The sequence below is a fragment of the Microbacterium sp. KR10-403 genome (assembly GCF_040196215.1).
Lineage (GTDB): Bacteria > Actinomycetota > Actinomycetes > Actinomycetales > Microbacteriaceae > Microbacterium.
In genome coordinates, this window is sequence record NZ_JBEGDC010000007.1 from 234,810 (window position 1) to 259,236 (window position 24,427).

A 24,427-nucleotide genomic window follows, 5' to 3' on the forward strand; every position below is an offset into this window, starting at 1 on the left:
TGCACCATGGCGCTCCGCAACGCGATCCTCACAGCCCTGCTCGACGGCGAGTCGTCGGGCTACGACCTCGCGAAGACCTTCGACGTGACGCTCGCGAACTACTGGAGCGCGACATCCCAGCAGCTCTACCGCGAGCTTGACCGCATGGAGACCGAGGGACTCGTCAGCGCACGGCTCGTCGTACAAGAGCGTCGCCCCAACAAGCGCCTCTACGCGATCACCGACACCGGCCGCGCCGCCCTGCACGCGTTCGCCGCGCGCGCGCCGAAGCCCACCGCGATCCGCGACGAGCTGCTGGTGCAGGTGGCGGGGATGGATGCCGCAGATCTGCCGCACGTGCGCGAGCACATCGCCGCCGCGCTCGACGCGTCGCGCACGAAGCTCGAGCGCTACCGTCGTTCGCGCCGACATCTGCTCGAAGACCGGACTGCGGAGGAGTTCCTCGCCGAGGCCGAGCGGATCGGACCGTTCCTCACGCTCGAGTGCGGCATCGTCTTCGAAGAGGGCAACGTGCGCTGGTACGAGGGAGTGCTGGAGACGCTCGAGCGGCGAGGCGAGAGTCCGGTCAGAGACGAAACTTCCTCCCGCGCGGCTTCGGGGGACGCACCGTCCCGCTGAGAGCGATGGTCGACTCGGGCGCGACGGCCGCGGCATCCACCGACTCCAACCGCGCATCCCGATCGACGTCGGCGCCGTTCCTGATCTTCAGCACGAGGGGCAGCACCTCGGTGGCCATCACCGCGGCTTCGCTGGCGAGTTCGAGGCCGAGGACGAGCCCCGATGCCACCGTGACGGCTCCGGTCGCAAACGTGACGATCGACGCCGCGACGCTCAGCGCGATCGCCACCAGGCCGATGAAAGCGACCGAGGCTGCGACCGGATGGTCGCGGACGAACGCCCCGATCTTCCCCCATGCTGAACCGAGCCCCTGGTCGAGGATCTCCAGGTCGATGCGGTCGGTGGCGAGGATGTCACGGATGTAGCCCCGGGTCGGCTGCTCACCATCCTCCAACGCGTGTGCCACGACCAGCGCGGCATCGACGCTCAGCCGTACGAGCTGCTGCAGGGCGATCTGCGCATCGAGGGAGCGACCAGGAGTGGTCACCAGCATCTCGAGCGAGTCCAGCGGCAGCACGGGCTCCTCACGCGCGCGGGACCACTCCTCGATGAGCGAAGGCTGGTCCAGCATCGTCTGCACGACGAGGGCGAGGTCCGCCTCGTAGGAGGCCAGCCCCGGCGACAGCGTCACGCCGATGTCCGACATGGGCGAATTCTAGCCCGCGAGAGGGAACTCTGACCAGGGGATTCTGTGGCTCGACCCGGCGCTTCGTATCGAAGGCGAGTCTTCCACCACTGCCCCCCTCAACTCTGCAGGCAGGCGCGTCAGGTGTGGCCGTCGACCGGTCTCGTGGCGGTCCCCTGGACGTCGCAATCGATACGCCGGCATCAGCGGCGAGCACGATGCCGGCCATGATGATCCACCCGACTGTTCCGAGCCCGAGAACGAAGCGGGCGATCGGCAGTACGTTGTCGATATGACGACGAACCGATGGGGGCTTGGCGTTGCGATCGGCATTGTTGTCGTCACGGCCATGCTCGTTGTCACCGACGTGTTGCACGAGCCGCTGAGACGTTGGTGGAATTTGAACTTCGGACATAGGTGCACGCCCGACTGCGTCCGGGGGTGTTCGCGTTGAGTCGACGCGGTTTCAGGTCGTGTCGGACGACGCTCATCGCGACTCGGAGTCGTTGAGGTATACGCGATTCTTACGCAGCCGAGTGTCGTCCGTCGGAGAGGATGACCTTGCGCTCGCCGAAGGTCGCGGTGACCTCCACGGTGCCGCCCAGCGCCTCGATGTACGCGCGCAGCGTGGCGAGCCCCGACCGGTCGAGCTCCCCCGACTCGAGCGCCGAAATGGTGGGTTGGGTCAACTCCATCCGTTCCGCGAGCTCCCGATCTCGGTCGCTGACGGACCAGCGTGCGGGCGCAGTGCGGGCGGGGTTGCCCCGGTGGGGCGATCAGCTGGTGTTCGACGGTCCCAAAGCAGACCGAGACGACACGTTTCGGTCTGCTTTGGGACGTTATGCTTTCGTGCGGAGAAGGCCTTGCAACTCGTGATGGTTTCTCTCGCCGCCGCGTAGCCAACCGCACGGCCGTCCTGCCTCGCTACCCAGCCGAGACTCCCTCCGCCCCCATCTCGACCTTTCGGCGCGGGCGGCGCTGTCTACTCGGCCGGGGCGACCTCGTCCATACGCTCCGCTGGAGGCTCCACCGGAGGCAGACCGGCCTTGCGGAGGGCGTCGGCAGCCCCCCCTCCGGCAGCAGCGCAAAGAGTTCCACGGCCTGCGCCGGGCGGGCGACCAACTCTTCGACGAGATCGTTGATTGCCCCGAGTAGGAGGCCGAGCGTCGACCCATCGTCGTCCATCACGACGGTGACTAGACCGTCGCTGATGTCGCTGCCGTGTAGCGCCTTGTTTCCGGTGTGTCGCAGGACGCTCAGGATCTGCCATAGGCCGAGGCTCACCTCGGGCTGTAGGGCCGCGATGCGGTCGTCAAGCCGCCCGGTGAACTGTGGGCGCACTTCCCCAAGCAAGGACTCGAGCGCAGCACGCCCGAGCGCAGCACCAGCGCGCCGAGACACCACTGCCACGGACCGCGCCTCCTCATAGAGTTCGGCGGCGTTCGATGGCATGGCAGAATGCCCCATCGGGAATGGGTTCGCCTGCGGGAACATAATCTGGGCTCCACGCCACACAGTGCCCCTCTTACATGCAAAACACGTGCTCATGGTCCACGTATTGGGTCGAGACCCGAGACCGGTGCTCCGCGTGCTGGAATCGTCGCGGGCAAAGACCGTCGCCGCGCCCTTGTCGATCACGAAGTCTTCCCATTCCTGCTGCGCCAAAGCTCCGCAGCGCGGGCAGTGGAACTTCGACGCACCACGAGTCGGAGAGTCGGCCGAGTTCGTAATGGAATTGGAGGTACTCGCCATGCCGCCAGCGTATCCAGGCGACGGGACTCAGCTCATTCGGAACGCACCCAGTTATGCATCCAGGCGGGAATGCGCCGACAGCCGATGTGGTGCCTGAACAATCGGAGCCGGGTGTCACAAAGCATTCGCCGCCGCCGACGGCCGCGACGAGCGGTCACCCATCCAAAGGTGACGTGCTGCCGCCCGCACGTGACGCGCCCCTCCCGCGCATTGCTCGGATGTGGATCGGAATATGAAGGTCAGTTCATCCTGAGATCTTCGGCAAACATGACGAGGATGTCGCTCGGGCCCCGCAGGTAGGTGAGCCTGTGGATGCCCTGGAAGTTCGCGACACTGCGCAGCGGATGACAGCCGAGTCTGGCGGCGGTGGCCAGAGCCGCGTCGATGTCGTCGACTGAGAACGCCACACCATGCATGCCGATATCGTTCGGTCGCGCGGGCTCGGACTCGATCGGCGACGGGTGGATGTACTCAAACAACTCGAGCCGCCTGCTCCCGTCAGGGGTCTGCAACACACTCACGTCCATCGCCCGGACGGGGACCGCTGAACGGTCTGCGACGCTACAGCGCGCACCATTCGGTCAGACACACCTCTGGTATGCCGCGGCAGGCGGGCTCCGGTGCCTATTGACCACTCAATAGCGGCCGAGCCATCGACCGCCGGCGTCAGGACAACCGAGTACCACTCGCTGTAGTCCTGCCCGCCTGGCGGCCGCTTGCTGAACACGATGGAGTCTCCAACGTTCGGCAGCGCCTCGCATCGGTTGGCGTCCGCAGACGGTCGGATCCGCGCGAAAGTGTCGACAATGTAGCCTTGGCGAAGAAGAGTCGGTGGGCGCGTTCGGCGCAGAGCTTTTGGTTTCGATGACTCCTCACCGGCTGATCGCGGAGCATTCAAACACCAGCTGGATGAATTGCAGAACGGTCGCCAATCTCCTCCGGTCCAGCCGATAACGGTCGCCACTAGCGCGCCGACGATTGCGATAGCGACGATCCCGACTACGCGGCCGAGGCAACCCTTCTAGAAGCCTCGACTGTTTCTATCGCGGCGAGTGGCCGAGGCGGGCTGCACAGTCACAATCATCTACGACCTGCGGCGTCGTCTTGCATTTGTCATGCTCGCGGCTTGACCGCCCCTCGGGCTTCACTCCGGACGAGCGGCCGGCGTACGCCATACTGGCGGCATGCCTGACATGTCCTGGGTCGACGCCATCAAGAGGGTGCTGAGCGAACAAGGCGAGCCCATGCGCGCCTCCGAGATTGCACAGACGATCGTTGACAAGAAATACCGCACGAAAGTCGGAGCGACACCAAATACGACCGTTGGATCGGTCCTCTCTCAACCCCCGTTGCGCGATGAAGTCGAGAAGATAGAGCGAGGCATCTATAGATATCCGCTAAGTAGCGTCCTCGCTGAAGTCACGGATTCGCCGGAACGTGCGGACTCAGATGCAGAGCTGCCGCCAAGCAAATCCGGAACTGAGCTGACCGAGGATGAGCCGGGACTGCTGAATGCCTTCGGGTTATTCTGGCGACGCATCGAAGTCGATTGGACTTCGGTAGCGCCCAAACTGTTGGGCGTGCAACTCGCCGGAAGTACCGCGGTGGACTTCGGAACGCAGGCCGGCATTTATGTCCTCTACGACGGCAGTCGCTTGGTCTACGTCGGACGAGTCAATGAGCCTCGACTTGCGAAGCGACTTCGTGAACACACGCGAGACCGGCTTAGCGGACGATGGGACCGGTTCTCCTGGTTCGGAGTTCGCGCCGTGACGGAGACGGGTCTCGCAGACTTTTCGCCGTCCGCGACTGTGAGCCTCGACTCGCTAATCAACACCCTGGAGGCGCTCTTAATCGAAGCGCTTGAGCCGCCACAGAACCGGCGCCAGGGCGATGGATTCGCTGAGCTTGAGTTCATTCAGGTCCTCGATCCTGGGATTGAGAAGAAGCGGAAGAAGCAGATACTCGAGGAGTTGAGCAAGAATCTCTAACGGCACCTGTGCCGTTGCCTCATCGCGCTCGGCCAGCCGGTCCTACGCGGCGGCGCTGGCGTTCGCTAGATCACTGTTCTGCGGGCACCGCCCGATAAGTGATCAGCCAACTATCGCGGAACGCGGGCGGCGGCTCGTTGAGCGTGGCGCGACAGCGGCGTTGGCTAATCAGCGGAGGTGTCGAGCAAGTCCGCTTCAGTCTGACGCGCCGTCCGTTCGCCGTGAATCATGGCGATGAGATGCAACGCCTCGCCCTCGTCTGCCACCGCCTCCAGCATTGACCTAACTTCGGACATTTCGCGGATCGGTCTTGGCGATTCTCGCCCGTCTCGGGAAGATCGCGCATATTGAAGGCGATTCTTGCCCTCCCATACGTAGATCATCCGCGCGTGAACCATGTCATTTCTCGCGGTTAGTGCGTCCCCAGCCCGTTCTAGCCAGGAAGCCCAGCGACTCGAGTCGTCTAGTCGCATTGCATCGGCGAACGCTCGAACGGTGCCGGGAGCCCTCAGCTCACGACGCACTTGGGAGACGGAACAGCGCCGGGGATGAGCGACTCCGAGAATGCCTTCGCCAAGCCAGTCAGCGACGCCATAGATGATTCCCTCGATCGCGCCCGCGAGAACAGTGATCCGACCGAGCTCGACAATGGTCTCGTTCGGAATGCGACGCCAATGGTCAACGAGTGCGCGTGGTTGCTCTGTCACGGCGCCAACATACATGCGTCCGACCCACGTCCACTCGATCGCAGGTTCACCGATCGCGGCGTCGGCACCCCACCACAGACGATACGAACCCAGGTTGCAACTGGGAGAGCCGAGGGCGCCGCGCTTTGGCGCGCCGGCTAGCGCGAACCATCCACCGTATGGTGATGCTGACGGAGGCATGTGATCCCGAGGCCGGGCCCCGACGCTTTCGTATCGGCTGAGGAAGGAGATCGTGATGACTAGCGTTCTCAGGGCATTCAAGTCGGCTCGAAAGGATGCTCTGCGTCACATGGCGGCATCCGAACGCGCGAATTATCGCTGGGGCGAGACGACGATAACCGAGATCGTCAATTCGCGGGCAGCCAGAGCGGTGCACGTGGTAACGAATCTCGCTCGCGGCGTCCACAGCAGGCCGAACCTGACACCCTTCCGCAGGCGAGGAGCCTGCACTTCACCGGTTCTCTCGGTCACCATCACAGTCTCGCGCCCGGTCGTGGTCTTGTGGACCGCTTGCTAGCTCGACGATCTATCCGACTTGGGGCCGGGATGGCGTCCATCCCAACGAGGTTCGCGCAAGCCGATCCCGGACCCACGGCGCCCGCGAACCATGATGGGCCTCCTGAACGCAAGCGGACCGGCTTCCGCTCGACTGCGACCAGCGCGACCTCGGCGGCACGTCGGTCAGGGCCGGACCAAGCTGACGGGCTGTCAGCGTTCACGAGCCATGAGGCAGAGACAGAATTGTGGCACCCACGCTGGTCTCCGCGCCGACGCTGGGACTCGGCAGCGCCATGGCGGACATCGCTAGCGGGCTCTTCGGTTCAGACTCAGTTACAGATGTCTAGGTAGCCCCCGGGGCTCGTGGGTCTGTTGGGATGAAGAACGACTCGTAGCCTGAACCTTCTTCCGAATGCTGCCGCATCTCGAAAGGCGGCGAAGCGGGCCGCAACATCTCGAAGAAGCCGAGGAGTTCCTCTCGCAGTTCGTCGTCGTAAATCAGTTCTTCATCCAAGATCACGTCTGCGAACGAAGGTCCGAAGTACTTCCAGGCGCACAGCATGGCATCCTGTCCGATGGCCGCTCGCGCCTCCTGTTCGAGCGATGTGTCCACGAGCGACTGACGTAATAGCTCTACCCATAGGCGCGGATCGACGTTGATCGTGACAGCGGCGGCGATGGACGCGAAGATCGACTGTTCACCTTGGTCCTCGTAAACACTTGCAAGTGTCGAGTGTGCCCAGCCATTGAGGGCATCCACGTTGATCGCCATCAAGGCAGCGTCCTTCAAGACAGCCATGTCCTCGGTATCCGGCGGGAAGAATTCAGGTATCGCGAGTGTCGGTCTGACCTGAGAGTCAATCTTGAGGCCTTCCACAATGAACTCCATCGCTTCGCGCGAGAGACGCCACTGAGCGCCCGAATCAGGAGAAGACCAAATGTCAGCATCCCCGAACTCATCTCGCGCTTCTCGGTACCTACCGGTCCTCATCAGCACGTCCGCGAGGAGAGGGGCAGCCCTCGTATCACCGTACTCAATCGCCTTGCTGTAAGACTCTTCGGCTTTCTCGACCTGGTTCTGTGACCAGTGCACCATCCCTTGTTCTCTCCACCAGTACCCGCGCTCGCGATACCGCGGGTCAGCTTGCGCCGCTTCCTCGTACAAGCGGAGCGCGTCCTCAGCGTCCTCCTCGCCCAAGGTGTTCGCCGCATTGTAAAGACCTGTCGCGGGTCGGAACCATGTTCGAGCAGCACGGGCAACCTCGTGCGCCACCGCCCGCCTCAGTTCGGGGGTTGGGGTTGATGACGAAACCGCAGCCAACGCGATGTCACGAGCCGGATGCTCTTCGTTAGCAGCGGTCCGCTGAATCAGAGTGAGCACCGCTCCACTCTCACCGTGCCGGGTGAGGAGCGCCAAGGCATAGCCAAACCCGTTGGCTTCGAGGAGGGTATGCGTCTCCGGCGCAGCGATCTTGAGGAGACGCACGCAAAGATCCTCCGCCCCGACATTGGCAAGCGAAAGAGCTAGGGCCGCGATCACATCAGATGCGAGAGCGCCGTAATCTCTCGCCCCGTGAAACTCGTAAGTGATTTGACGTACACCGTCCCCACGCATCCCAGCCATCACCCTGGCGTCCTCGATGGACACTTGGAGGTAGGGAAGACAAGGGTTGCTGTGGACAGCCCGCACGAAGGATGGCAGCGACGATAGCTTCTGAGCAATGGCTCTCTTGAGCGGGGCAGCGCTTTCGCCATAGAACGTTTTTCCCGTGAGGTGAACGTCTATCGGCAGGTGCCGCGACACTTCCCGCGCCAGACGCCAAGCTCGCGCCTCCTCCGCAAGGTTGGCTGCCGCTTCCGTATCGAGCACGTTCTCGCAGCGCACCTGACGACTCTTTGTATCTGGGTTCTCGTCGTATGGGAGTAGATGCGCCCACCGGTACCAGAGTGTTTCGGTGGAGTCATGACCGATCACCACTAGAGTTGCGTCGGGCGTCTGCTCCCAATAGTTCAAGGTGGTGCGCCTGATGGACTCGGCTGGCTGATGACCACTGTCCCTGCCCGTTGACTTCAACTGAACGTTGAAGAAGATCCCGGTCGTTCGACCATTCTCGAACACCTCCACGCGTCGGTCGATGCCGTAGTCCTCTGCGAGCGAGTGCACCACCCACTCGCGCGGCAACACGCTCTCGAACGCGCGATTCGACCACGTAGAACGCGAGTGGTTGTCGTGTCGTACAGGCAAATCTTGTTCGGACGGCATGTTCAGAAGCTAATGGAACGCCGCTCCCCGTATCACTCAGCGCGCCGGGACAGCCCGCGACCTCGCGCTCGATGCCCCTTCAAGGTCCGACGCTCGCGCACCGCTCGCAAAGGGATCGCTCCGGCCGGTACTCACGTTCGCACCCGAACGATCGGGCCATACGATCTGGTCGTGACCCATTTCGTCTCTGCGACCGCTGACATCTGCGGCGACTACCGATACAGCCTTACGCGTGTCTGGGACGAAGCTCTGCCAACAATCGCTTTCGTCCTGCTGAAGCCGAGCACCGCTGACGCGGTCGATCTCGATCCGACACTGCGGCGCTGCGTCAACTTCTCCAGACGCGACGGGTATGGCAGCATGAAGGTCCTCAACCTGTACGCCTACCGCACGCCGAGCCCGAAGATGATGCTCGGAGCACCGGACCCAGTCGGTCCTGAGAACGACCGCGTGCTGGCCGAAGCCACCGGGACGGTCGTGGCCGGCTGGGGAACGAACGCGAGCCCGGCCAGAGTCGCTCACGCACTCACGCTGCTGCCGCCGCTCAAAGCGCTCAAGATCACGACGCAGGGCCACCCGCAGCACCCTCTTTGCATCAAGGGCGACTCCCCTCTCGTCGACTGGCCGCCACGCAGCGCGTCCTGACGATCGGTCACCCACCAACAAAAAAGCCCTGAGCCGCGACTCGTTCGTAAACGATGTCGCGACTCAGGACAATGGCGGAGACGGAGGGATTTGAACCCTCCCAGGAGACCAGACGTGGCGCGGCACCCTTGATTTTCTGCGGGTACTGGTCGCCTCCGGGCGGTATGAGTACCCACGAAACCGGCTGAACCGTTGACAGTGTCAACATACACAGCCGGAGCCGTCACGCTTCCCTCTCCCAGTGTCCGACCCGACCGTTAGAGTCATCTCATATTCGGCCAGTAGCAGACGCAAAGGTGCGACCACATGACCAATCGGCAGGACCCGGAATTGACCATCTGCGGAACGGGTGCGGATTGCGAGCGATCGTGCCCGTTCATTCGGCCGGGTCAAGCCTGCCCCAGTTTGCACGAGCTGCGTGCGCTCGCGATGGATACGGGACGGACGCTCGCCGAGCTGATGAGCTACAAGGCGTTCTCGGCGTCCGCGACGACCTGAGCCGGGTCCAGCCCGAGGACTGCGCACAGTTCGTGCAGGTACCGCATGTTGATGTCGCGGCGCCCGTTGAGGATTCGTTCGACGGTTGGGCGTGACAGGGATGTGCGCTCGGCGATCTCGGTATAGCTGGGGCCGGCGTCGCTCTGCTTGTCTTTGAGAATCTTGGCGACGGCCAGCGTCAACTCGTCGTCCATACCCTGCTCCATTCGGATCACTCTACTGGATGAGAGTGCACGGTTCACCGCGCCTTGATACAGGCCATTTTTCACCCTCGCGGAGCGTGTTTCTGAGAATTTGATACTTGGGGGTTGTTATCCGTTCGGATCACGTCTATCGTTATCCGCATGGATCACGCAGAGTACGACCGAACGGTCGGGACCAACGTCCACGAGGCGATCTTGGAGAGCGGCCTCTCCGTTCGCGGCGCGGCTGACCGGTCGGGCATCCCGTACACCACCCTCGACCGGAAGCTGAAGGGCCTCTCGTCGTTCACCGTCGCGGATCTGCGTCGCATCGGGCAGATCACGCGGCGTCGTGCTGACAGCTTCATGCCGCGCGAGCCGAAGCCGCGCCCGGCGAAGAAGGTCGCATGATGGCCGACGTTCAGATGTTCACGCTCGGCGAGGTCGCTGAGCGGCTGCAGCTGCCGTATGAGGTCGTGCGTGACGCGGTGTATGCCGGCCGTTGGCCGCACACCGCGTTCACCCCTCGGAATCGGCGGATGAGTCAGGCGGACATCGACCGTGTCGTCGAGATGCTCCACCACGAGCCTGCCCCGCAGTCCCGCTCCGACGCGCGCCGTCGGACCGCCCACGTCAAGAAGTTGATGCGGGCCGTCTGAGGCCCGTGGAGTTGAAAGGAGCAACCGGAATGCTCTCAGAGAAGAAGTCCCCCGAGGACACGAAGCCGATCGATGCGTGTGATGCGGTCGGGGTTGATGATGTCGAGTTCGCGGGTGGGAAGCTGCGCGCGGACCGCCGCATCGTCGGCGTGACCGTGCTGGGCGTGTTCCTGTTCCTGGTCGACGTGGCCCTGGTGGTCGCGGGGTTCCTGAGCGGGGGCCTGTCATGACGATCACGGGCATCGACCAGTCCAACGCGCAGGCGTCGGAGTTCTGGGCGGCTCACCGTCGCGACGATGCGCGCGCCGAGTGGCGTGACCTCTCTCCCGAGGATCAGATCGCCGAGCTGCGGCTGTGGGACCGGTCGGAGTTCTTCGACCAGTTCGAGGGCGACCCGGTCGTGGTCACAGAGTGCCCGGACCACGGTGATCAGTCGATCACCCCGGAGGACACGCATTGTGGCGAGTGCTCGCGCGACCTGCTGAACCTCCCGCCGGAGCCGTTCGACAACTACCGGGACTGGTTCGCATGAAGACCGCGCTGGGTTTCCTGGCTGTGGCTGTGCTGATCCTCCCGGTGTGGGCGGTGACCGGCTACCAGCAGAACGGTTTGTGGCTGCTGGGGCTGGTCTGCGCGGTCATTGGCCTGTTCGGGATCATCGCGGATTCCGCACCCACCATCCCGGAGGACCACCCGGACAGCCTCGGGTCTCTGGATATCGCCGAGCGGGCGCACCGCTCACCCACTGATGGAGCAAGCAACGAAAGGACAGGCCGATGAGCAGCCTGCAGAACATCACCCGAGAGCAGGTCGACGAGGCGTACGCCGAGTACGAGCACGAGCACGAGAAGCTGGCGCATCAGGTGGACTCCTGCGAGCGGTACGGGATCCTGGGCGGTTCGGTGCTGCGTGACGCGTTGGAGCGTTGGCGGGCGGCGCGTGAGCGTTGGCTTGCGCTGAGCCGTGCGTGGAGCGCGGAGCGGGAGGCGGCGCAGGCGGCTCGTCTCGAGGCGGTGTCGGCATGAGCTTCACGATCATCGACGTCACCCCGGACACCGACGAGTGGCTCGACGAGCGCCGCCGGTCCGTGGGGGCGTCTGAGGTCGCCGCGGTTCTCGGGATGTCCGCGTACGGGCAGACCCCGCTGGATGTCTACAAGGCGAAGATGGGGGCCGACTCGGGGTTCGACCCGGTGCTCGGGTTCATCGGGCACGCTTCCGAGCCGATCATGCACGAGTGGGTGGAGCGGTTCTCCGGGCTCGGGGTGACGCTCTCCCCCGGGTTCATGGCCCGTTCGGTGGAGCACCCGTACCTGCATGCGACGTTCGACCGTGTCGCGTCGGACGGCACGAAGGTGCAGATGAAGACCGCGCACCAGTACGCCGGGCACCACTGGGACGAGGGCGTCCCGACTGACATTCGTGTGCAGGTGCAGGCGGAACTCGCCGTGTCGGGTGACGCCCGCGAGCTGGTCGTCGTGTGGATCGGTGGCCGCGAGTTCCGTTACTACTGGGAGCCCCGCGACGACCGGTTCATTCAGGAGCATCTGCTCCCAGGGGTGCGGGCGTTCTGGAACGCGCACGTCGCGCTCGGTGTCCCCCCGCAGCCGTCAACGGTCGCGGAGATCGCTGAGCAGTGGCCGACCGGCGCGGAGCCGATGGAAGTCACCGACGAGCTCATGGAGCGGATCGAGCAGCGCGCGTTTCTTCTCGCGACCGCGAAGGAAGCGGAAGAGGACGCGGAGAAGATCAAGGTCACTCTCGGGCAGTTCATGGTGCAGAACGAGGTCGACACGTTCACCCGGGCGGGGCGGACGGTGCTCACGTTCAAGAAGCAGTCGGGCCGGTCGTCGCTGGATGTCGGCGCGCTGCGCCGCGACCATCCCGACCTCGTCGACGGGTACACGACTCAGGGCGCCCCGTTCATGGTGATGCGCACCTACAAGCCGAAGGAGAAGAAGTGAACCCCGATTCGCGCGTGATGGAAGTACACGCTTACTACCGCCGTCAGGAGTTGGAGCGCGCGCAAGCACGCCTTGACGAGTTGCACCGTGCGGCAGTTGCTCGGCGGCGGAAGGCGAAGCGAGGAGGAAGTCGATGAGTAAGGACTTGTCGACCGCGGCGGCGGCGGCGAAGCAGAACCCGACGATGAAGGATCTCGTCGAGGCGCAGCTCCCGGCGATCGAACGTCAACTCGGCGGGGTGATGAACGGTGACGCGTTCGTGCGGGCCGTCCTGTCGGAGATCACGAAGTCTCCGGACCTGATGCAGGCGGACCCGAAGACCCTGCTCGGCGGGGTGATGCTCGCCGCGCAGTTGAAGCTCGAGATCGGTTCCGGGCTGGGCGAGTTCTACCTCACCCCGCGGAAGGACCACGGGCGGATGATCTGTCTGCCGATCGTCGGGTTCCAGGGGATGGTGAAGCTCGCGCTTCGCAGCGAGTTCGTGACGAACGTGCAGGCGTTCATCGTCCGTGAGGGTGACGACTTCACCTATGGGGCGAACGCGGAACGGGGCATGTTCTACGACTGGACCCCGAAGGACTTCGAGGAGACTCGCCCGATGATCGGTGTGGTCGCGACCGCGCGGATGAAGCAGGGCGGCACCACGTGGGCGTACCTGACCCGCACGCAGGTGGAGGACCGGCGCCCGTCGTACTGGCAGAAGACGCCGTGGGCGTCGCACCCGGATGAGATGGCGAAGAAGACCGCCGTGCGTGCGTTGGCGAAGTACCTGCCGAAGTCCACCGACCTGGGGCGTGCGCTGGAAGCCGACGAGCAGAAGGTGCAGCACCTCAAGGGCATGGACGAGGTGCAGGTGACTCGTCTGGATGACGAGCCGGAGACGCTCGTGATCCACGAGGACGACCCGATGGCGCGGACGCCTGAGGAACAGGCGGAGGACGCACAGTACGGGGCCGGGCGATGAGCGCCAAGCAGAGGACTTTGTTCGCCATGTGCTGTGACCACTCGGGCGGGTGCTCGAGCGAGCTTGAGTCGGACGACGGTGGCGCGTTGCTGTCCGAAACGCCCGACGAGGCGCGCAAGGCCGCATACGACGCGGACTGGGTGACAGACGTGGACGGCAAGGACTACTGCGCTCGTCATCGTGACGACGCCGCGTCGCCGTACGAGGGCGCACCGGCGGAGTCGGTGCCGTTGCCGGGGATGGAGGTTCCGACCGAGTCCCCCTGAGACCGCCCGGGGCACCCCATGGTCCCCAACCCGACCCCGGGCGTAACCGGGGGCGGTCTCGATTCCGGCGAGACCGCCCCCTCCACCCACCAACCAGCACCCAGCTATAGGAGCAGACCCGTGAGCATTCCGATCATCCCCGACTTCGGGGACCAAGTACAGACGGAGCCGGTGGCCACCGTGCCCCGACGCAACCGCAAGTCGGCGAAGAAGGCCGGTTCCCTGTTCGAGTCGGTCGTGGCGAACTTCCTCGCGTTCCGGCTCAACGACGACCGGATCGAACGTCGCGCCCGCAACGGTGCGAAGGACCGTGGCGACATCTCCGGTGTGAAGACGATCCGTGGCGGCCGGGTCGTCATCGAGGCGAAGAACGTCGCCCGTGTCGACCTGCCCGGGTGGCTGCGGGAAGCGGAGACCGAGGCGGGCAACGATGATGCGGTGATCGCGGTCGTCGCGCACAAGCGCCGCGGGAACGCGAACCCGGCCGACCAGTTCGTGACGATGAGCCTGGAGACCTTCGCCCGGCTCATCGAGGGCGGTCCCGACTTCGGAGACGAGGTCGCGGCATGATCCCCCAGATTCTTCCCGACGACAGTCCGCGCGTGCGCGCGTCGGACCCCGAGACGAGTCACGAGGCCGCGGATGCCACGGCCGGCAGCGTCGCGACGTCACAGGCTGACGTGCTCGCCGTACTCACTGACGCGCTCATGCCTCTCACCGACGCGGAGATCCACTCCTACCTGAAGGGCAAGTACTCCCCCGAGCGGGTGCGTTCCGCGCGCCGCGAGCTCGAGGTGCAGGGCCGGGTGCGGTGCGCGGGTGTCGTGAAGCCTCCCGGACGTCGCACGAAGTGCCGCACATGGGAGGTCGTTTCGTGAAGGACATCCTGTGCGGACAGTCTGAGCCGCTTCGTCTGACTACGGAGGTCGTGCCCCTGCATGACTTCTCGCTGCCGGGTGCACCGGTCGTCGCGTGGCGCACCGCTGTCTACGGGGAGCACATCAGCCCGAACGCATGCCGTGGTCCGCGCCGCGAACGCCGTGAGGATGCGGAACGCGACCTCGCCGAGATGACGGGCGCGGCAGCATGACCGCCGCAGTCACCGAGCGCATCGGCTACCAGCACCCCGACATCCCATGGAACGGCCTCACCGTCACGGACCTGTTCTGCGGGGCGGGCGGTTCGTCGTCGGGGCTCGTGGCCGCGGGCTACCGGGTGGTGATCGCGGCGAACCATTGGGCGCTGGCGATCGAATCGCACCAGGTGAACCACCCGGACACGGACCACTCGCAGGCTGACATCTCGCAGGTCGACCCCCGGTACTTCCCGACGACCGACATCCTGTGGGCGTCACCGGAGTGCACGAACCACTCGATCGCGAAGGGTGTGAAGCGGCTGCGCGCCGAGAACGAGGCCCTGTTCGAGCTCGAGGGCGCACGCCCGCTCGTCGATGAAGCCGCGAACCGGTCCCGGGCGACCATGTGGGACGTGCCCCGGTTCGCGGAGCACCACCGGTACAAGGCCATCATCATCGAAAACGTCGTCGACGCGGCGAAGTGGGTCATGTTCCCGGCCTGGCTGCAGGCGATGGAACTGCTCGGCTACCGGCACCAGATGGTGTGGCTGAACAGCATGCATGCGCAGGTCGGCGGTCTGCCGGCCCCGCAGTCCCGGGACCGCATGTACATCGTGTTCTGGCGTGCCGACATCGCGACCAAGAGCAACCCGGCCCCGAACATCGGCAAGTGGACCCGACCCCTCGCCCTGTGCCTCGAGCACGGCGAGATCCGCGCGGTGCAGGCATTCAAGAAGAAGACGCAGTGGGGCCGCTACCGGGCGCAGTACGTCTACCGGTGCCCGGAGTGCTGGGCGGTAGTGGAGCCGGGCTGGCTGCCCGCCTCGAGCATCATCGACTGGTCGCTGCCCGCACCGCGCATCGGGGACCGTGAGAAGCCGCTGGCCGAGAAGACGCGCGAACGGATCCGCCGCGGCATCGAACGGTACTGGGCCCCGCTGGTCGTGAAGGCCGCGGGGAACACCTACGACGCCGCGTCGGGCAAGCCGGGGAACTACCTGCGGGTCTCACAGCTCGGCGACCCGATCCCCACGCAGTCGGGCACCGCCGAGCACGGCGTCACGGTGCCGCCCGCGTTCCTCGCCCAGTTCCGTGAGCGCGAGCGGACAGCAACGCTCGACGAGACACTGCCGACCGTCGTCGCCGACGGTGCGAACCACGCGCTGATCGTGAACAACCTGTCGGGCAACGACGACGCACGCTCGCGGCTGGTCTCGGAGGCGCTGCCGTCGATCGTCGCGGGTGGGAACCATGCGTCGCTGCTGATCCCCGTCGAGGGGCGTGAGGGCAAGGATGCCGCATCGGCGGCCGCGCCGATGCGCACCCAGTCGACCCGGAACGAGACGGGCATTCTCGTGCCGCTCCGGAATCACGGGGTCGCGAAGCCGACCGATGAGCCGATCGACACAGTCGTGGCGAACGGCAACCATCACGCGCTCGTGATGCGGAACTTCACACCGCGGGGCGACGCCGCACAGATGACGACGCCCATCACCGAGCCGATCCGCGCGCTGACGACGTCGGGCACGCAGTCGCTGCTCGAACCGGGCGCGCCGATCTCGCTCGACGTCGACGACGCCGGGTTCCGCATGCTCGAACCGCACGAGATCAAGGCCGGGATGGGCTTCGCCGCCGACTACCTGCTGCTCGGGTCGAAGCGGGACAAGGTCAAGCAGGCCGGGAACGCTGTCACACCGCCCGCGGCACGCGACCTCGGTAACGCGGTCGCCGAGTTCCTGAACGGAGTAGCGGCATGAGCGGCACCTTTCCTGCCCAGTACGACGGTGTGTGCGCCGCCGAGTGCGGTTCCCGCATCCACCCGGGCGACATCGTCCGATACGAGGACGGGCAGCTCGTCCACGACGAGTGCGCACCCCAGCCCGACCAGTTGGAGGTGCAGCCGTACGAGACCACCTGCCCGGACTGCTGGATGATCTACCGGACGGAGGCTGGCCATGAGTGCCGTTGACACGAAGCCGCTCGACCGAATGAGCCCCGAAGTTCTCGAGCGGTTCATCGCGAAGTTCGACATCACCGAATCTGGATGCTGGCAGTGGACCGCGGCCACCCGCAAAGGATACGGAGCCTTCGCAGTCCGCCATGGATACGTCGTGCAAGCACACCGGGCCAGCTTCCGACACTTCATCGGTCCTATCCCAGACGACATGGTCCTTGATCACCTCTGCAGGAACCCGTTGTGCGTGAATCCGAAGCACTTGGATCCCGTGCCGCAGGGCGTGAACCTCGTCCGCGGCGACGGCTGGTCAGGGCGAAATATCCGTAAGACGCATTGCCCGAGCGGCCATGAGTACTCGGCCGAGAACACCTACACGCCTCCCAGCGGCGGACGCTATTGCCGCACGTGCCGTCAAATCCGCAAGGAGTCGAGGGCATGATCGGCCCGAAGACCCCGAAGCCGTCTCCGGCCGACGAGAAGCGCGCCTACCAGCAGATGACGGAACGCGACCAGAACCGCTGCGTGCGGTGCGGCGCGCACGGGGTGCAGCGCGACCACCGGCAGAACCGTCAGACCGGGAACACGGTCGTCGCGAACCTGCAGGGCCTGTGCCCGGCCTGCCACGAGTGGAAGACGATCAACCCAGCCGAAGCCATGCGCGACGGCTACGCCGTCCCCCGCTGGGCTGACTGGTCGTTCTGGCCCGCCTGGCGCGTCGATGTGCGCTCGTTCGTACTGTACCTCGACGTGCCCGACTCGCAGGGCCGCTGGTGGACAGAAATCACCGCGGCGACGGCGTCGCTGCTCACACATGGGGAGGTGGGCTGATGCCCCGCGATCAGCGTCTGTGGATGACGTTCCCGATCGACTTCTGGATGCACCCGAAGGTCGCGCCGATCTCGGATGCCGCGTTCCGCGCGTTCGTGGAGATGAACGGCTACTCGCGGCAGCAGCGCCTCGACGGTCGTATCCCTACTGCGGTCGCGAACCGCCTGTGGCCAGTCGATGCTCTCACCGAACTGTGCGGCACACACCCAGACCGCCCCCTGGTGACCCTCGCCGAGGAAGGGACGATGCTGGTCATCCGCGACTACGCCGAGCATCAGGAGACCGTCGCCGACGAGGATGCTCGCCGGGCGCGGAACCGGGCGAACGGAGCGAAGGGCGGACGGCCACCGAAGAACCCACCGGTAACCCAGTCGGTTACCGGCTCGGCTAGCGGGTCGGTTGCGGGTCGCGAGCGGCCCGGCACCCCAGACCGAACCCAGCGAAAAGCAGAGTCAGAGTCAGAGTCAGAGGACTTCTACTCACCTTCTAAGAGTCAGTCACGTAGTAACCGTGCGCGAGTTTCGACGGACGCGATGGATGTGCCGGAGGTGACGAGACGCCTCGCGGCGCAGAAGGGCATCACGTCGCTGCGGACTGTGGCCGACAGCATCCAACGACACACGGGCCTGCGGGTGGACGCGAACGGTGCCCTGCAGGTGGCGGTGTCGCTGCTGGATCGGGCGAAGGAGTGGCCGAAGGCCCCGTCCCGGTATGTGACGTCTGCGATTGGGCAGTCGCCGGCTGAGGTGCAGCAGTTCATTCACGAGAACGCATTGGAGGTCGCTTGAGATGCCGGTGGTGAGGTTTGACGAGAAGACGTGGTGGCGGCTCGCGACCATGGCTGAGGCGCAGGGTATGACGATCGGTGAGCTGATCGCGGGTGCTGCTGAACGGCTGACGACGGGCACGGTGCGGTCGCGGTCGTCACGGATGGAGGACTTGTCGAAGACGCGGGAGGCGCACCGGGCGGTGCTGCGGTCGGAGGTGATCCGGTTGCGGGTGCGGGGCACACGGTCGCGGGGATTGCGGGGATTCTCGGGTATTCGACGACGTATGTGTCGCGGATTCTGTGCGAGACGGGGCACCGGTCGAGGGAACGGTCAGCACCACGGAAGACACGCAAGGTGCGAGAGGGGAAAGCAGCATGAGGGCGAAGTGCAGGGACTGTGAAGAGGGCAAGCATGGTGCGTGCATCGGTGAGGCGCTGATCGAGTTCGAGAACGGCGACTTGTCTGAGGTGGAGTGCTGGTGCGCGAGCGTGCAACACATGCCGGTCCCGGACTTCCCGGACGCCGGCGACTCGTACATCGTGATCAACGGCGTCGGCGGGTACGTCTGCTGCGTCTGCGAGATGCCGACCGAGTCAGAACCGTGCCGGGAGCATCAGCCGAACGCGTGGGCCGCGGCCGCCGGCGAAACGTACCTCGAAGGTGCACCGTCGCCGCGCCGCGTTTCTGATGTGCCGCTGTTCGAGGAGGAGTCATGACGGGTTCGACGATCCTGTGCATCGCTCACGAGAACCTGCCGGGAGTGTGGCCGTGCACGGTCCGTGGCGCTCACCGCGTCACCTGCCCCGATCACGAGGGCTGGGCCGAGGACCGGCGCCCGGGCACTTGCACCGGGTGTCTGCCGCGTCTCGCTGACCGCGGGTTCCTGTGCCAGTCGCATTTCGAGCGTCTGGAGTCCGCGTACATGCGGTGGGGGCAGTTCGAGCTCGCACTGCAGGGTGTGGACCGGGCGGTGCAGGTCGACAACGGGGGCATCTCGTCCAGCGCGACGGGGTACATCCCGTTCACGGGCACGTATCTGGCGATCGACGAGTGCCTGAGCTTCCTCGCGTCGTCGGAGGGTCACCGGTCGCTCGAGATCTGGGTGTCGACCCCGGAGGGTGCCCGTGACGGTATCCAGTTCGCGGCGGCGGCGGAGCGCGCGTACCGGTCGCATCAGATCGAGGAACGCACCGCCCGCCTGCGCAGGGTCCGGTGCCCGCGGTGTGGGCAGTTGTCGTTCGTCCGCAACGCGCCGGCTCGTGAGGGGGATCTGATCACGATCACGTGTGACACGGACGGGTGCGGGTGTGTGATCCGGGAGGGCGACGAGTGGGCCACCTACCGGATGGACGGTGACGGCTGGGTGACGGTCCCCGCGGAAGGGATCGACGTGATTCAGGCAATCGAGACGAGGAGAACAGCATGACCAGGAACGCGCCGGACGTCTGCGATTTCTGCGGCGCCACGACCGCGACGGATGACGAGGTCGAGGCGCATCTCGCGCAGGCCCGGCACTGGGAAGACCCCTATTACCCGGCGTACCGGGCACGGCAGAACGTGAGACGAATGGGCGCAGCGTTGCGGCAATGTCGAAGGGTTGATCGATCAGATGACGTCCAGCCAGAAGTTCTACTCGATGCTGACCGAGGCCGAAGCTGCTGCTGGTGCCGCCGAGTCCAAACTCGCCCGGATCGCGGAAGCATGCGACAAGGTGCTGGCAGTGAAGGTGGTCGGATCGAGCGAGGGTGATGCCGCTGCTGCGGGGATCGCCGCTGGCATCCGCTCGATCCTCAACGACGACGACAAGGAGAACGACCGTGGCTGAGACACAGAATCGGATCACGCTGACACTTGGTGCGCGCACCGTCTACTGGGACGTCCCCGCGCAGACCGCGGCGGTTCTGGCCCAGACGTTGGTGTCCAGTCTCGGCCCTGCGGAGGAAATGGAGGCCGGCCGATGACCATCGAGCAAGAGGCCCGCGAGGCCGCGGAAAAGGCCGCATTCGAGTCACACAACGCGCCGACCTGGGATGATCCGGTGGCGCGCGACGCGGCGATCCGCTGGCACATGCGCGGGTTCGAGGCTGGCGTGCAGTGGCAAGCTCAGCGCCCCGTCACCGACGCGGAGGTCGAGAAGGCGGCGCGGGCGATGGCGATCCTCGGAGACTACGACGGATGCTTCGAGCGGCTGGACGGAACCGCCCCGGAAGGGCCGATGAGCACCGATGCGGAAGATGCGGACTGGTGGCGCGCCCGCGCCCGCGCCGCGCTCGAAGCCGCACGAGAGGAGACGAACCGTGGGTGACAAGAAGCAAGCCGAAGCGCAGCGCTACGACCGGGAGGTGCGCCGAGTCTACCTCCGCACCGCGAAGTCCTACCACGACCTGACGCTGGGCGATCTGCGAAAGGTGGTCGCCGCGGCCGAGGGCATGGGCGATTCGTCTGAGGTCACATTTGAGGGGCTGTCGGCGCACTACCAGCGCAAGGACGAGTGGCACGCGCGCAAGATCCGCGTCACCGAGGAACTGGCACGAGAGGAGGCGAAGTGACCACCGAGGAAGAAGCACGCGGTCTTGGCAACATGCTCGGGAACCCGCTGGAACGCAACCTCATGTCGAATCGGCAGGTGGTGCGGTGCGCAGACCTACTGGACGAGTACGCCGACATCCTCGCCGCGCAGGCCACCCACGAGCCGAGCGAGACGGACGAGCGCATTCAGGCATGGGAGACCATCGCCAAGCACCCGATCTTCGCCCCGTGCTACCCGGAAGAGCGCCCGCTGATCGAGTCGATCGTGGATCGGCTTGACCGACTGGCTGAACTGGAGCAGACGGTGAACGAACTCGCGCCAGCCCCCGCCGCCCACGAGCCGAGCGAGGCCGAGGTGGAAGCGGCGGCGGCGGGCATCTGGCGAGACGTTGCGGCCCATCCTGACTGGATGACGTGGGAGGACCGCATCGAGGCGGAGCGCAGACATAAGAACGATCCGAGCTGGGGGCGCATGACCGACACCTGCCGCAAGTACGCCCGGGCCGCTCTCATCGCCGCCCGTCAGGTGGGCACCCAACCGGAGGCGGAAGAACGATGACGATGCCCGGTGGAACTGGGGTCTGCTGCGGCTACCACGTGTGGAGCAAGACGCGGCCCGAAGAGTGCATCAGGTGCGGGTTCATCGCGTTCGAAGAGATCCAGTCGCGCCCGAGGGTGGGCACCCAACCGACCGAAAGCGAGGCGCCGTGAGCGCTGCGCTACTTCGTGCGTGCCGCCTTCATCGCGCCGGCGTGGCTCATCCCGAGGGCGTCGCCGATCTGCTGCCACGTGTGGCCAGCCTCCCGCGCCTCAGCGATCAGCTCGGCGCGTCGCGACGGCATCCTGTCCATCCGCGCCTGGAAAGCGCGGAGGGTGTCGAGGGTCTCGTCGGTCATGCAGCCAGTGTAACCGTGGTAACAATCCGAGGTACACTTGAAACTAGAGTTACAAGGGAGGATGAGATGGCGATCGAGCGGATTCGGTGTCCACGGTGCGAGCAGCTGAGCTTCCGCCGCGAGGGCGACACCAGCCCCTTCCAGTGCCAGAACGACACCTGCGCGCAGGACGCAGAAGCACGCCGCCTGGCCGAGCCGGCGACGCTGACCACCGCCGAGATCGCCGCGGACCGATGGAACCGGTTCGGTGCCGCAGTTCTCCGCGACCCGCGCACAGACGGGTGGGTCTACTACGTCAGCTTCGGCGACAGGATCAAGATCGGCACGAGCCGCGACGTCGCCGCCAGGCTCCGCAACCTGTACCACGACGAGCTGCTGGCCATCGAGCCCGGATCGACCATCGTCGAGCGTGAGCGACACCAGCAGTTCTCCGGCCTCCGCGTCGAAGGGCAGCGCGAATGGTTCCACGACTCCCCCGCGCTCCGCGAGCACATCGCCCGCATCCGCGCTGAGCATGGCGACCCAGCGGCAATCCTCGCAGGTGCTGCGTGATCCGCGACTTCGAGTACGTGCTCCTCGCACAGGCACACGTGCTCATCGGCGTCTCGCGCTCGACCGTCTACCGCTGGTACGCCGAGGGCAGGCTCACAGCATTCGAGGAAGGCGAAGTCGGGAAGGGCATGCATCTGATCGTCCGCGCCGGCGAAGTCCGCGAACTGCACAGCCGCCTCCGACGCAACCGACACGCCGGACGCCGAGTAGCGCCCGACTGAGACAGTGAGATATTCTCAACGAGATGGTGGAGCACTCCGCCCGAGCAAGAGCCCCGCACCAACAGGTGACCGGGGCTCTTCCCATTCCCGCCCCCGACATCGGCCCCGCCGAATCGTGACCGCGTCCAGGCGACGCACGATCGAGGTGAACGATGACGCGTGGTGTCCCGGTCAATCCCAAAACGCGTGAGCGGATCCTCAAGCTCCATGCGGACGGCGTCAGCCGAAACGAGATCGCCCGCAAGGTCGGTGTGTCAACCGGTGTCGTGTCCCGGATCGTGAAGGCCGCGGGCGGGACATTCAAGCGAGCATCGGCGACGAAGGAAGCGACCGAGGCTCGAGCGGCCGACTGGTCGGATCTGCGTGAGCAGTTGGCGCGTGAGATGCATGCGGTCGCGATGCAGGAGACGAAGCGGGCCCGGTCCCCGTACGTTGTGCATGCGTTCGGTGGCAAAGAGAACGACTACAACGAGCACACGCTCGACCTTCCGCCTGCTGACGCTGTCCGGCAGATGCAGACGACAGCGGCTATGGCGTTCGACAAGGCGACGAAGCTTGCTGAGGGCGCCGCAGACGGTGGTGCCGCCGAGGGCAAGGCGATGCTGGTCGCTCTGGGGAAGGCGTTCGGTGTCATCCCCGATGCTTGACCGGCTGCCGATGTCGGCTGACCAGATGTCTTCGATCCGTGGCGCTGTCGGGCGTGTGAACATCTGGGATGGTGCGATCCGTACCGGGAAGACAATCGCATCGTTGCTCGCGTTTCTGATCTTCGTCGCGGTCGCCCCTCATGGTGGTCAGCTGGTCGTGATCGCCCGCACTCGTGACTCCGCGTACCGGAACGTGTTCGCCCCGCTGATGGAGTCGAGCTTGTTCGGCCCGATCTCGAAGCTCGTGTCGTACACGTACGGCGCACCGACTGCGAGGATCCTCGGGCGGGTCGTGTACGTGATCGGCGCGTCTGATGCGAAAGCGGAGAAGGTGCTCCGCGGCCTCACCGTCGCCGGCGCATACGTGGACGAGATCACCGTCATCCCTGAGGAGTTCTTCACGCAGCTTCTCGGCCGCATGTCGGTCGTCGGCGCCCGCCTGTTCGGCACCACGAACCCGGACTCCCCCGCACACTGGTTCAAGGTCCGGTTCCTCGACCGCGTCCGCGAGCTCGACGGCTGGAACCACTTCCACTTCAAGCTCGCCGGTGCCGACCACCTCGACCCTGCCTACATCGCGCAGATCAGCGCCGAGTTCACCGGCCTCTGGTACAAGCGGTTCATCCTCGGCGAGTGGGTGGCCGCTGAGGGTGCCGTGTTCGACATGTGGGATCCGGACGTGCACACGATCCCGTGGGACGAACTGCCCGAGATGCGAGAGCTGATCTCTGTCAGCCTCGACTACGGCACGACGAACGCGACCGCGGCGTTAATCCTCGGCGTCTCGGCGGAGATCGACCATCTCGGCCGTCCGACACCGCGCCTGTTCTTCGTCGACGAGTACCGGCACGACTCGAAGGTCGCACAGCAGAAGCTCACCGACGCGGAGTTGGGCCGTGAGTTCGTCCGCTGGCTGAACGACCGTCACCTGCCCGCGTCCACGTCGAGCATGCTCATCCCACGGTTCACGATCGTCGACCCTTCCGCGGCTTCGTTCAAGGTCGAGCTGCGGAAGACGCACGGCATCGCCTCGACCGACGCCGACAATGACGTGCTGTACGGCATCCGCCTCATGGCGTCGCTGCTCGCGTCCGGTGTGCTGCTGGTGGCCCGACCGACCGCCGCGCACCCTGACCGTGGATGCCCTGGGTTCATCCAGGAAGCGCCCGGCTATTCGTGGGACCCGAAGGCCACAGAAAAGGGCGAAGACAAGCCCCTGAAGATCGCTGACCATTCACTCGACGGCGGACGCTACGGCGTAGCTACGACCGAGAACATCTGGCGCAGGTACATCAAGCTCGCCGCCTGAGAGAGGGGCTGT

The 24,427-nt window shown here is 65.4% G+C and carries 38 protein-coding genes and 2 pseudogenes; 32 read left to right on the forward strand and 8 right to left on the reverse strand.

Translation table 11 applies throughout. The annotated features are described in order from the left end of the window. The first annotated feature begins 6 nt into the window (after positions 1–6). Complete coding sequence (locus ABMQ42_RS16890) at positions 7–618, forward strand: PadR family transcriptional regulator (protein ID WP_349724168.1); 612 nt, start codon at positions 7–9, stop codon at positions 616–618. On the opposite strand, the gene ABMQ42_RS16895 is transcribed toward ABMQ42_RS16890, so the two are convergent. The 4 genes and pseudogenes from ABMQ42_RS16895 to ABMQ42_RS16910 form a co-directional block, all read right to left on the reverse strand. Continuing rightward, positions 566–1,264 (reverse strand): hypothetical protein, encoded by a 699-nt coding sequence (locus tag ABMQ42_RS16895; protein ID WP_349724169.1) that lies wholly within the window; start codon positions 1,262–1,264, stop codon positions 566–568. The two genes, ABMQ42_RS16890 and ABMQ42_RS16895, sit on opposite strands and share 53 nt — an antisense overlap. Positions 1,265–1,767: 503 nt before the next feature. Next, positions 1,768–1,947, reverse strand: a pseudogene (locus tag ABMQ42_RS16900) (helix-turn-helix domain-containing protein); the annotation flags it as partial. A gap of 220 nt (positions 1,948–2,167) precedes the next feature. Next, the gene (locus ABMQ42_RS16905; RefSeq protein ID WP_349724170.1) at positions 2,168–2,881 is read right to left on the reverse strand and encodes a DUF4145 domain-containing protein; all 714 of its coding nucleotides are present in this window, start codon (positions 2,879–2,881) and stop codon (positions 2,168–2,170) included. 353 nt (positions 2,882–3,234) lie between these two features. After that, a pseudogene (locus ABMQ42_RS16910) lies at positions 3,235–3,546 on the reverse strand (VOC family protein); the annotation flags it as partial. 633 nt (positions 3,547–4,179) lie between these two features. Between ABMQ42_RS16910 and ABMQ42_RS16915 the strand changes: the two are divergent. Next, positions 4,180–4,986 carry an HTH domain-containing protein gene (locus ABMQ42_RS16915; RefSeq protein WP_349724171.1) on the forward strand — a complete coding sequence of 269 codons (807 nt, stop codon included), beginning with the start codon at positions 4,180–4,182 and terminating at the stop codon, positions 4,984–4,986. Positions 4,987–5,150: 164 nt separating this feature from the next. Here the strand turns inward: ABMQ42_RS16915 and ABMQ42_RS16920 are convergent, their stop codons facing one another. After that, positions 5,151–5,693, reverse strand: coding sequence for a hypothetical protein (locus tag ABMQ42_RS16920; RefSeq protein WP_349724172.1), 543 nt, complete (start codon positions 5,691–5,693; stop codon positions 5,151–5,153). 841 nt (positions 5,694–6,534) lie between these two features. Continuing rightward, positions 6,535–8,454 (reverse strand): DUF4365 domain-containing protein, encoded by a 1,920-nt coding sequence (locus ABMQ42_RS16925; RefSeq protein WP_349724173.1) that lies wholly within the window; start codon positions 8,452–8,454, stop codon positions 6,535–6,537. A gap of 171 nt (positions 8,455–8,625) precedes the next feature. On the opposite strand from ABMQ42_RS16925, the gene ABMQ42_RS16930 reads away from it, so the two are divergent. Beyond that, positions 8,626–9,099 (forward strand): DUF1643 domain-containing protein, encoded by a 474-nt coding sequence (locus ABMQ42_RS16930; RefSeq protein ID WP_349724174.1) that lies wholly within the window; start codon positions 8,626–8,628, stop codon positions 9,097–9,099. Positions 9,100–9,405: 306 nt separating this feature from the next. Next, positions 9,406–9,597, forward strand: a complete 192-nt coding sequence (locus ABMQ42_RS16935; protein WP_349724175.1) for a hypothetical protein — start codon at positions 9,406–9,408, stop codon at positions 9,595–9,597. Here the strand turns inward: ABMQ42_RS16935 and ABMQ42_RS16940 are convergent. Continuing rightward, entirely contained in the window at positions 9,564–9,791 is a 228-nt protein-coding gene (locus tag ABMQ42_RS16940; RefSeq protein ID WP_349724176.1) for a helix-turn-helix domain-containing protein, read from the reverse strand. The two genes, ABMQ42_RS16935 and ABMQ42_RS16940, sit on opposite strands and share 34 nt — an antisense overlap. A 150-nt stretch (positions 9,792–9,941) precedes the next feature. Here ABMQ42_RS16940 and ABMQ42_RS16945 point away from each other — a divergent pair, with 150 nt between their 5' ends. From ABMQ42_RS16945 to ABMQ42_RS17060, 24 genes are all read left to right on the forward strand, one after another. Continuing rightward, positions 9,942–10,190 carry a helix-turn-helix domain-containing protein gene (locus ABMQ42_RS16945; protein ID WP_349724177.1) on the forward strand — a complete coding sequence of 83 codons (249 nt, stop codon included), beginning with the start codon at positions 9,942–9,944 and terminating at the stop codon, positions 10,188–10,190. After that, complete coding sequence (locus ABMQ42_RS16950; RefSeq protein WP_349724178.1) at positions 10,187–10,438, forward strand: hypothetical protein; 252 nt, start codon at positions 10,187–10,189, stop codon at positions 10,436–10,438. The genes ABMQ42_RS16945 and ABMQ42_RS16950 overlap by 4 nt, the downstream gene beginning before the upstream one ends. 29 nt (positions 10,439–10,467) lie before the next feature. Continuing rightward, positions 10,468–10,668, forward strand: a complete 201-nt coding sequence (locus ABMQ42_RS16955) for a hypothetical protein (RefSeq protein ID WP_349724179.1) — start codon at positions 10,468–10,470, stop codon at positions 10,666–10,668. Beyond that, entirely contained in the window at positions 10,665–10,970 is a 306-nt protein-coding gene (locus tag ABMQ42_RS16960; protein ID WP_349724180.1) for a hypothetical protein, read from the forward strand. Before ABMQ42_RS16955 ends, ABMQ42_RS16960 begins: the two co-directional genes overlap by 4 nt. Next, positions 10,967–11,218 carry a hypothetical protein gene (locus tag ABMQ42_RS16965; protein ID WP_349724181.1) on the forward strand — a complete coding sequence of 84 codons (252 nt, stop codon included), beginning with the start codon at positions 10,967–10,969 and terminating at the stop codon, positions 11,216–11,218. Before ABMQ42_RS16960 ends, ABMQ42_RS16965 begins: the two co-directional genes overlap by 4 nt. After that, a complete protein-coding gene (locus tag ABMQ42_RS16970; protein ID WP_349724182.1) occupies positions 11,215–11,463 on the forward strand; it encodes a hypothetical protein in 249 nt (82 codons plus the stop codon). Before ABMQ42_RS16965 ends, ABMQ42_RS16970 begins: the two co-directional genes overlap by 4 nt. Continuing rightward, on the forward strand, positions 11,460–12,401 hold the full coding sequence (locus tag ABMQ42_RS16975; RefSeq protein WP_349724183.1) for a YqaJ viral recombinase family nuclease: 942 nt from the start codon (positions 11,460–11,462) through the stop codon (positions 12,399–12,401). Before ABMQ42_RS16970 ends, ABMQ42_RS16975 begins: the two co-directional genes overlap by 4 nt. 133 nt (positions 12,402–12,534) lie before the next feature. After that, the gene (locus ABMQ42_RS16980; protein WP_349724184.1) at positions 12,535–13,365 is read left to right on the forward strand and encodes a recombinase RecT; all 831 of its coding nucleotides are present in this window, start codon (positions 12,535–12,537) and stop codon (positions 13,363–13,365) included. An 86-nt stretch (positions 13,366–13,451) separates the two neighbouring features. After that, positions 13,452–13,631: a hypothetical protein gene (locus tag ABMQ42_RS16985; RefSeq protein ID WP_349724185.1), complete on the forward strand. Its 180-nt coding sequence runs from the start codon at positions 13,452–13,454 to the stop codon at positions 13,629–13,631. Between the two features lie 120 nt (positions 13,632–13,751). Continuing rightward, the gene (locus tag ABMQ42_RS16990; protein WP_349724186.1) at positions 13,752–14,201 is read left to right on the forward strand and encodes a hypothetical protein; all 450 of its coding nucleotides are present in this window, start codon (positions 13,752–13,754) and stop codon (positions 14,199–14,201) included. Continuing rightward, on the forward strand, positions 14,198–14,509 hold the full coding sequence (locus ABMQ42_RS16995) for a hypothetical protein (RefSeq protein ID WP_349724187.1): 312 nt from the start codon (positions 14,198–14,200) through the stop codon (positions 14,507–14,509). Before ABMQ42_RS16990 ends, ABMQ42_RS16995 begins: the two co-directional genes overlap by 4 nt. Further along, a complete protein-coding gene (locus ABMQ42_RS17000; protein WP_349724188.1) occupies positions 14,506–14,721 on the forward strand; it encodes a hypothetical protein in 216 nt (71 codons plus the stop codon). Before ABMQ42_RS16995 ends, ABMQ42_RS17000 begins: the two co-directional genes overlap by 4 nt. Continuing rightward, on the forward strand, positions 14,718–16,463 hold the full coding sequence (locus ABMQ42_RS17005) for a DNA cytosine methyltransferase (protein ID WP_349724189.1): 1,746 nt from the start codon (positions 14,718–14,720) through the stop codon (positions 16,461–16,463). The genes ABMQ42_RS17000 and ABMQ42_RS17005 overlap by 4 nt, the downstream gene beginning before the upstream one ends. Further along, positions 16,460–16,675, forward strand: a complete 216-nt coding sequence (locus ABMQ42_RS17010) for a hypothetical protein (RefSeq protein WP_349724190.1) — start codon at positions 16,460–16,462, stop codon at positions 16,673–16,675. Before ABMQ42_RS17005 ends, ABMQ42_RS17010 begins: the two co-directional genes overlap by 4 nt. Next, entirely contained in the window at positions 16,662–17,102 is a 441-nt protein-coding gene (locus ABMQ42_RS17015) for an HNH endonuclease signature motif containing protein (protein WP_349724191.1), read from the forward strand. The genes ABMQ42_RS17010 and ABMQ42_RS17015 overlap by 14 nt, the downstream gene beginning before the upstream one ends. Beyond that, positions 17,099–17,491, forward strand: a complete 393-nt coding sequence (locus ABMQ42_RS17020; RefSeq protein WP_349724192.1) for an HNH endonuclease — start codon at positions 17,099–17,101, stop codon at positions 17,489–17,491. The genes ABMQ42_RS17015 and ABMQ42_RS17020 overlap by 4 nt, the downstream gene beginning before the upstream one ends. A gap of 23 nt (positions 17,492–17,514) precedes the next feature. Then, positions 17,515–18,279: a hypothetical protein gene (locus ABMQ42_RS17025; protein WP_349724193.1), complete on the forward strand. Its 765-nt coding sequence runs from the start codon at positions 17,515–17,517 to the stop codon at positions 18,277–18,279. Positions 18,280–18,635: 356 nt separating this feature from the next. Then, complete coding sequence (locus ABMQ42_RS17030; RefSeq protein ID WP_349724194.1) at positions 18,636–18,977, forward strand: hypothetical protein; 342 nt, start codon at positions 18,636–18,638, stop codon at positions 18,975–18,977. Between the two features lie 254 nt (positions 18,978–19,231). Further along, positions 19,232–19,687 (forward strand): hypothetical protein, encoded by a 456-nt coding sequence (locus ABMQ42_RS17035; protein WP_349724195.1) that lies wholly within the window; start codon positions 19,232–19,234, stop codon positions 19,685–19,687. Positions 19,688–19,870: 183 nt separating this feature from the next. Further along, on the forward strand, positions 19,871–20,086 hold the full coding sequence (locus ABMQ42_RS17040; RefSeq protein ID WP_349724196.1) for a hypothetical protein: 216 nt from the start codon (positions 19,871–19,873) through the stop codon (positions 20,084–20,086). Next, on the forward strand, positions 20,079–20,222 hold the full coding sequence (locus tag ABMQ42_RS17045) for a hypothetical protein (RefSeq protein ID WP_349724197.1): 144 nt from the start codon (positions 20,079–20,081) through the stop codon (positions 20,220–20,222). Before ABMQ42_RS17040 ends, ABMQ42_RS17045 begins: the two co-directional genes overlap by 8 nt. Beyond that, complete coding sequence (locus tag ABMQ42_RS17050; RefSeq protein WP_349724198.1) at positions 20,219–20,566, forward strand: hypothetical protein; 348 nt, start codon at positions 20,219–20,221, stop codon at positions 20,564–20,566. The genes ABMQ42_RS17045 and ABMQ42_RS17050 overlap by 4 nt, the downstream gene beginning before the upstream one ends. After that, the gene (locus ABMQ42_RS17055; RefSeq protein WP_349724199.1) at positions 20,559–20,810 is read left to right on the forward strand and encodes a hypothetical protein; all 252 of its coding nucleotides are present in this window, start codon (positions 20,559–20,561) and stop codon (positions 20,808–20,810) included. The genes ABMQ42_RS17050 and ABMQ42_RS17055 overlap by 8 nt, the downstream gene beginning before the upstream one ends. After that, positions 20,807–21,349 (forward strand): hypothetical protein, encoded by a 543-nt coding sequence (locus tag ABMQ42_RS17060; protein ID WP_349724200.1) that lies wholly within the window; start codon positions 20,807–20,809, stop codon positions 21,347–21,349. The genes ABMQ42_RS17055 and ABMQ42_RS17060 overlap by 4 nt, the downstream gene beginning before the upstream one ends. A gap of 160 nt (positions 21,350–21,509) precedes the next feature. Here ABMQ42_RS17060 and ABMQ42_RS17065 read toward each other — a convergent pair whose 3' ends face one another. After that, complete coding sequence (locus tag ABMQ42_RS17065; protein ID WP_349724201.1) at positions 21,510–21,686, reverse strand: hypothetical protein; 177 nt, start codon at positions 21,684–21,686, stop codon at positions 21,510–21,512. A 66-nt stretch (positions 21,687–21,752) separates the two neighbouring features. Between ABMQ42_RS17065 and ABMQ42_RS17070 the strand changes: the two genes are divergently transcribed. The 4 genes from ABMQ42_RS17070 (at position 21,753) to ABMQ42_RS17085 (ending at position 24,415) form a co-directional block, all read left to right on the forward strand. Further along, entirely contained in the window at positions 21,753–22,238 is a 486-nt protein-coding gene (locus ABMQ42_RS17070; protein WP_349724202.1) for a GIY-YIG nuclease family protein, read from the forward strand. Next, on the forward strand, positions 22,235–22,459 hold the full coding sequence (locus tag ABMQ42_RS17075; protein ID WP_349724203.1) for a hypothetical protein: 225 nt from the start codon (positions 22,235–22,237) through the stop codon (positions 22,457–22,459). Before ABMQ42_RS17070 ends, ABMQ42_RS17075 begins: the two co-directional genes overlap by 4 nt. Positions 22,460–22,611: 152 nt before the next feature. Beyond that, on the forward strand, positions 22,612–23,106 hold the full coding sequence (locus ABMQ42_RS17080; protein WP_349724204.1) for a helix-turn-helix domain-containing protein: 495 nt from the start codon (positions 22,612–22,614) through the stop codon (positions 23,104–23,106). A gap of 25 nt (positions 23,107–23,131) precedes the next feature. Beyond that, positions 23,132–24,415, forward strand: coding sequence for a PBSX family phage terminase large subunit (locus ABMQ42_RS17085; protein ID WP_349724205.1), 1,284 nt, complete (start codon positions 23,132–23,134; stop codon positions 24,413–24,415). Positions 24,416–24,427 lie beyond the last annotated feature (12 nt).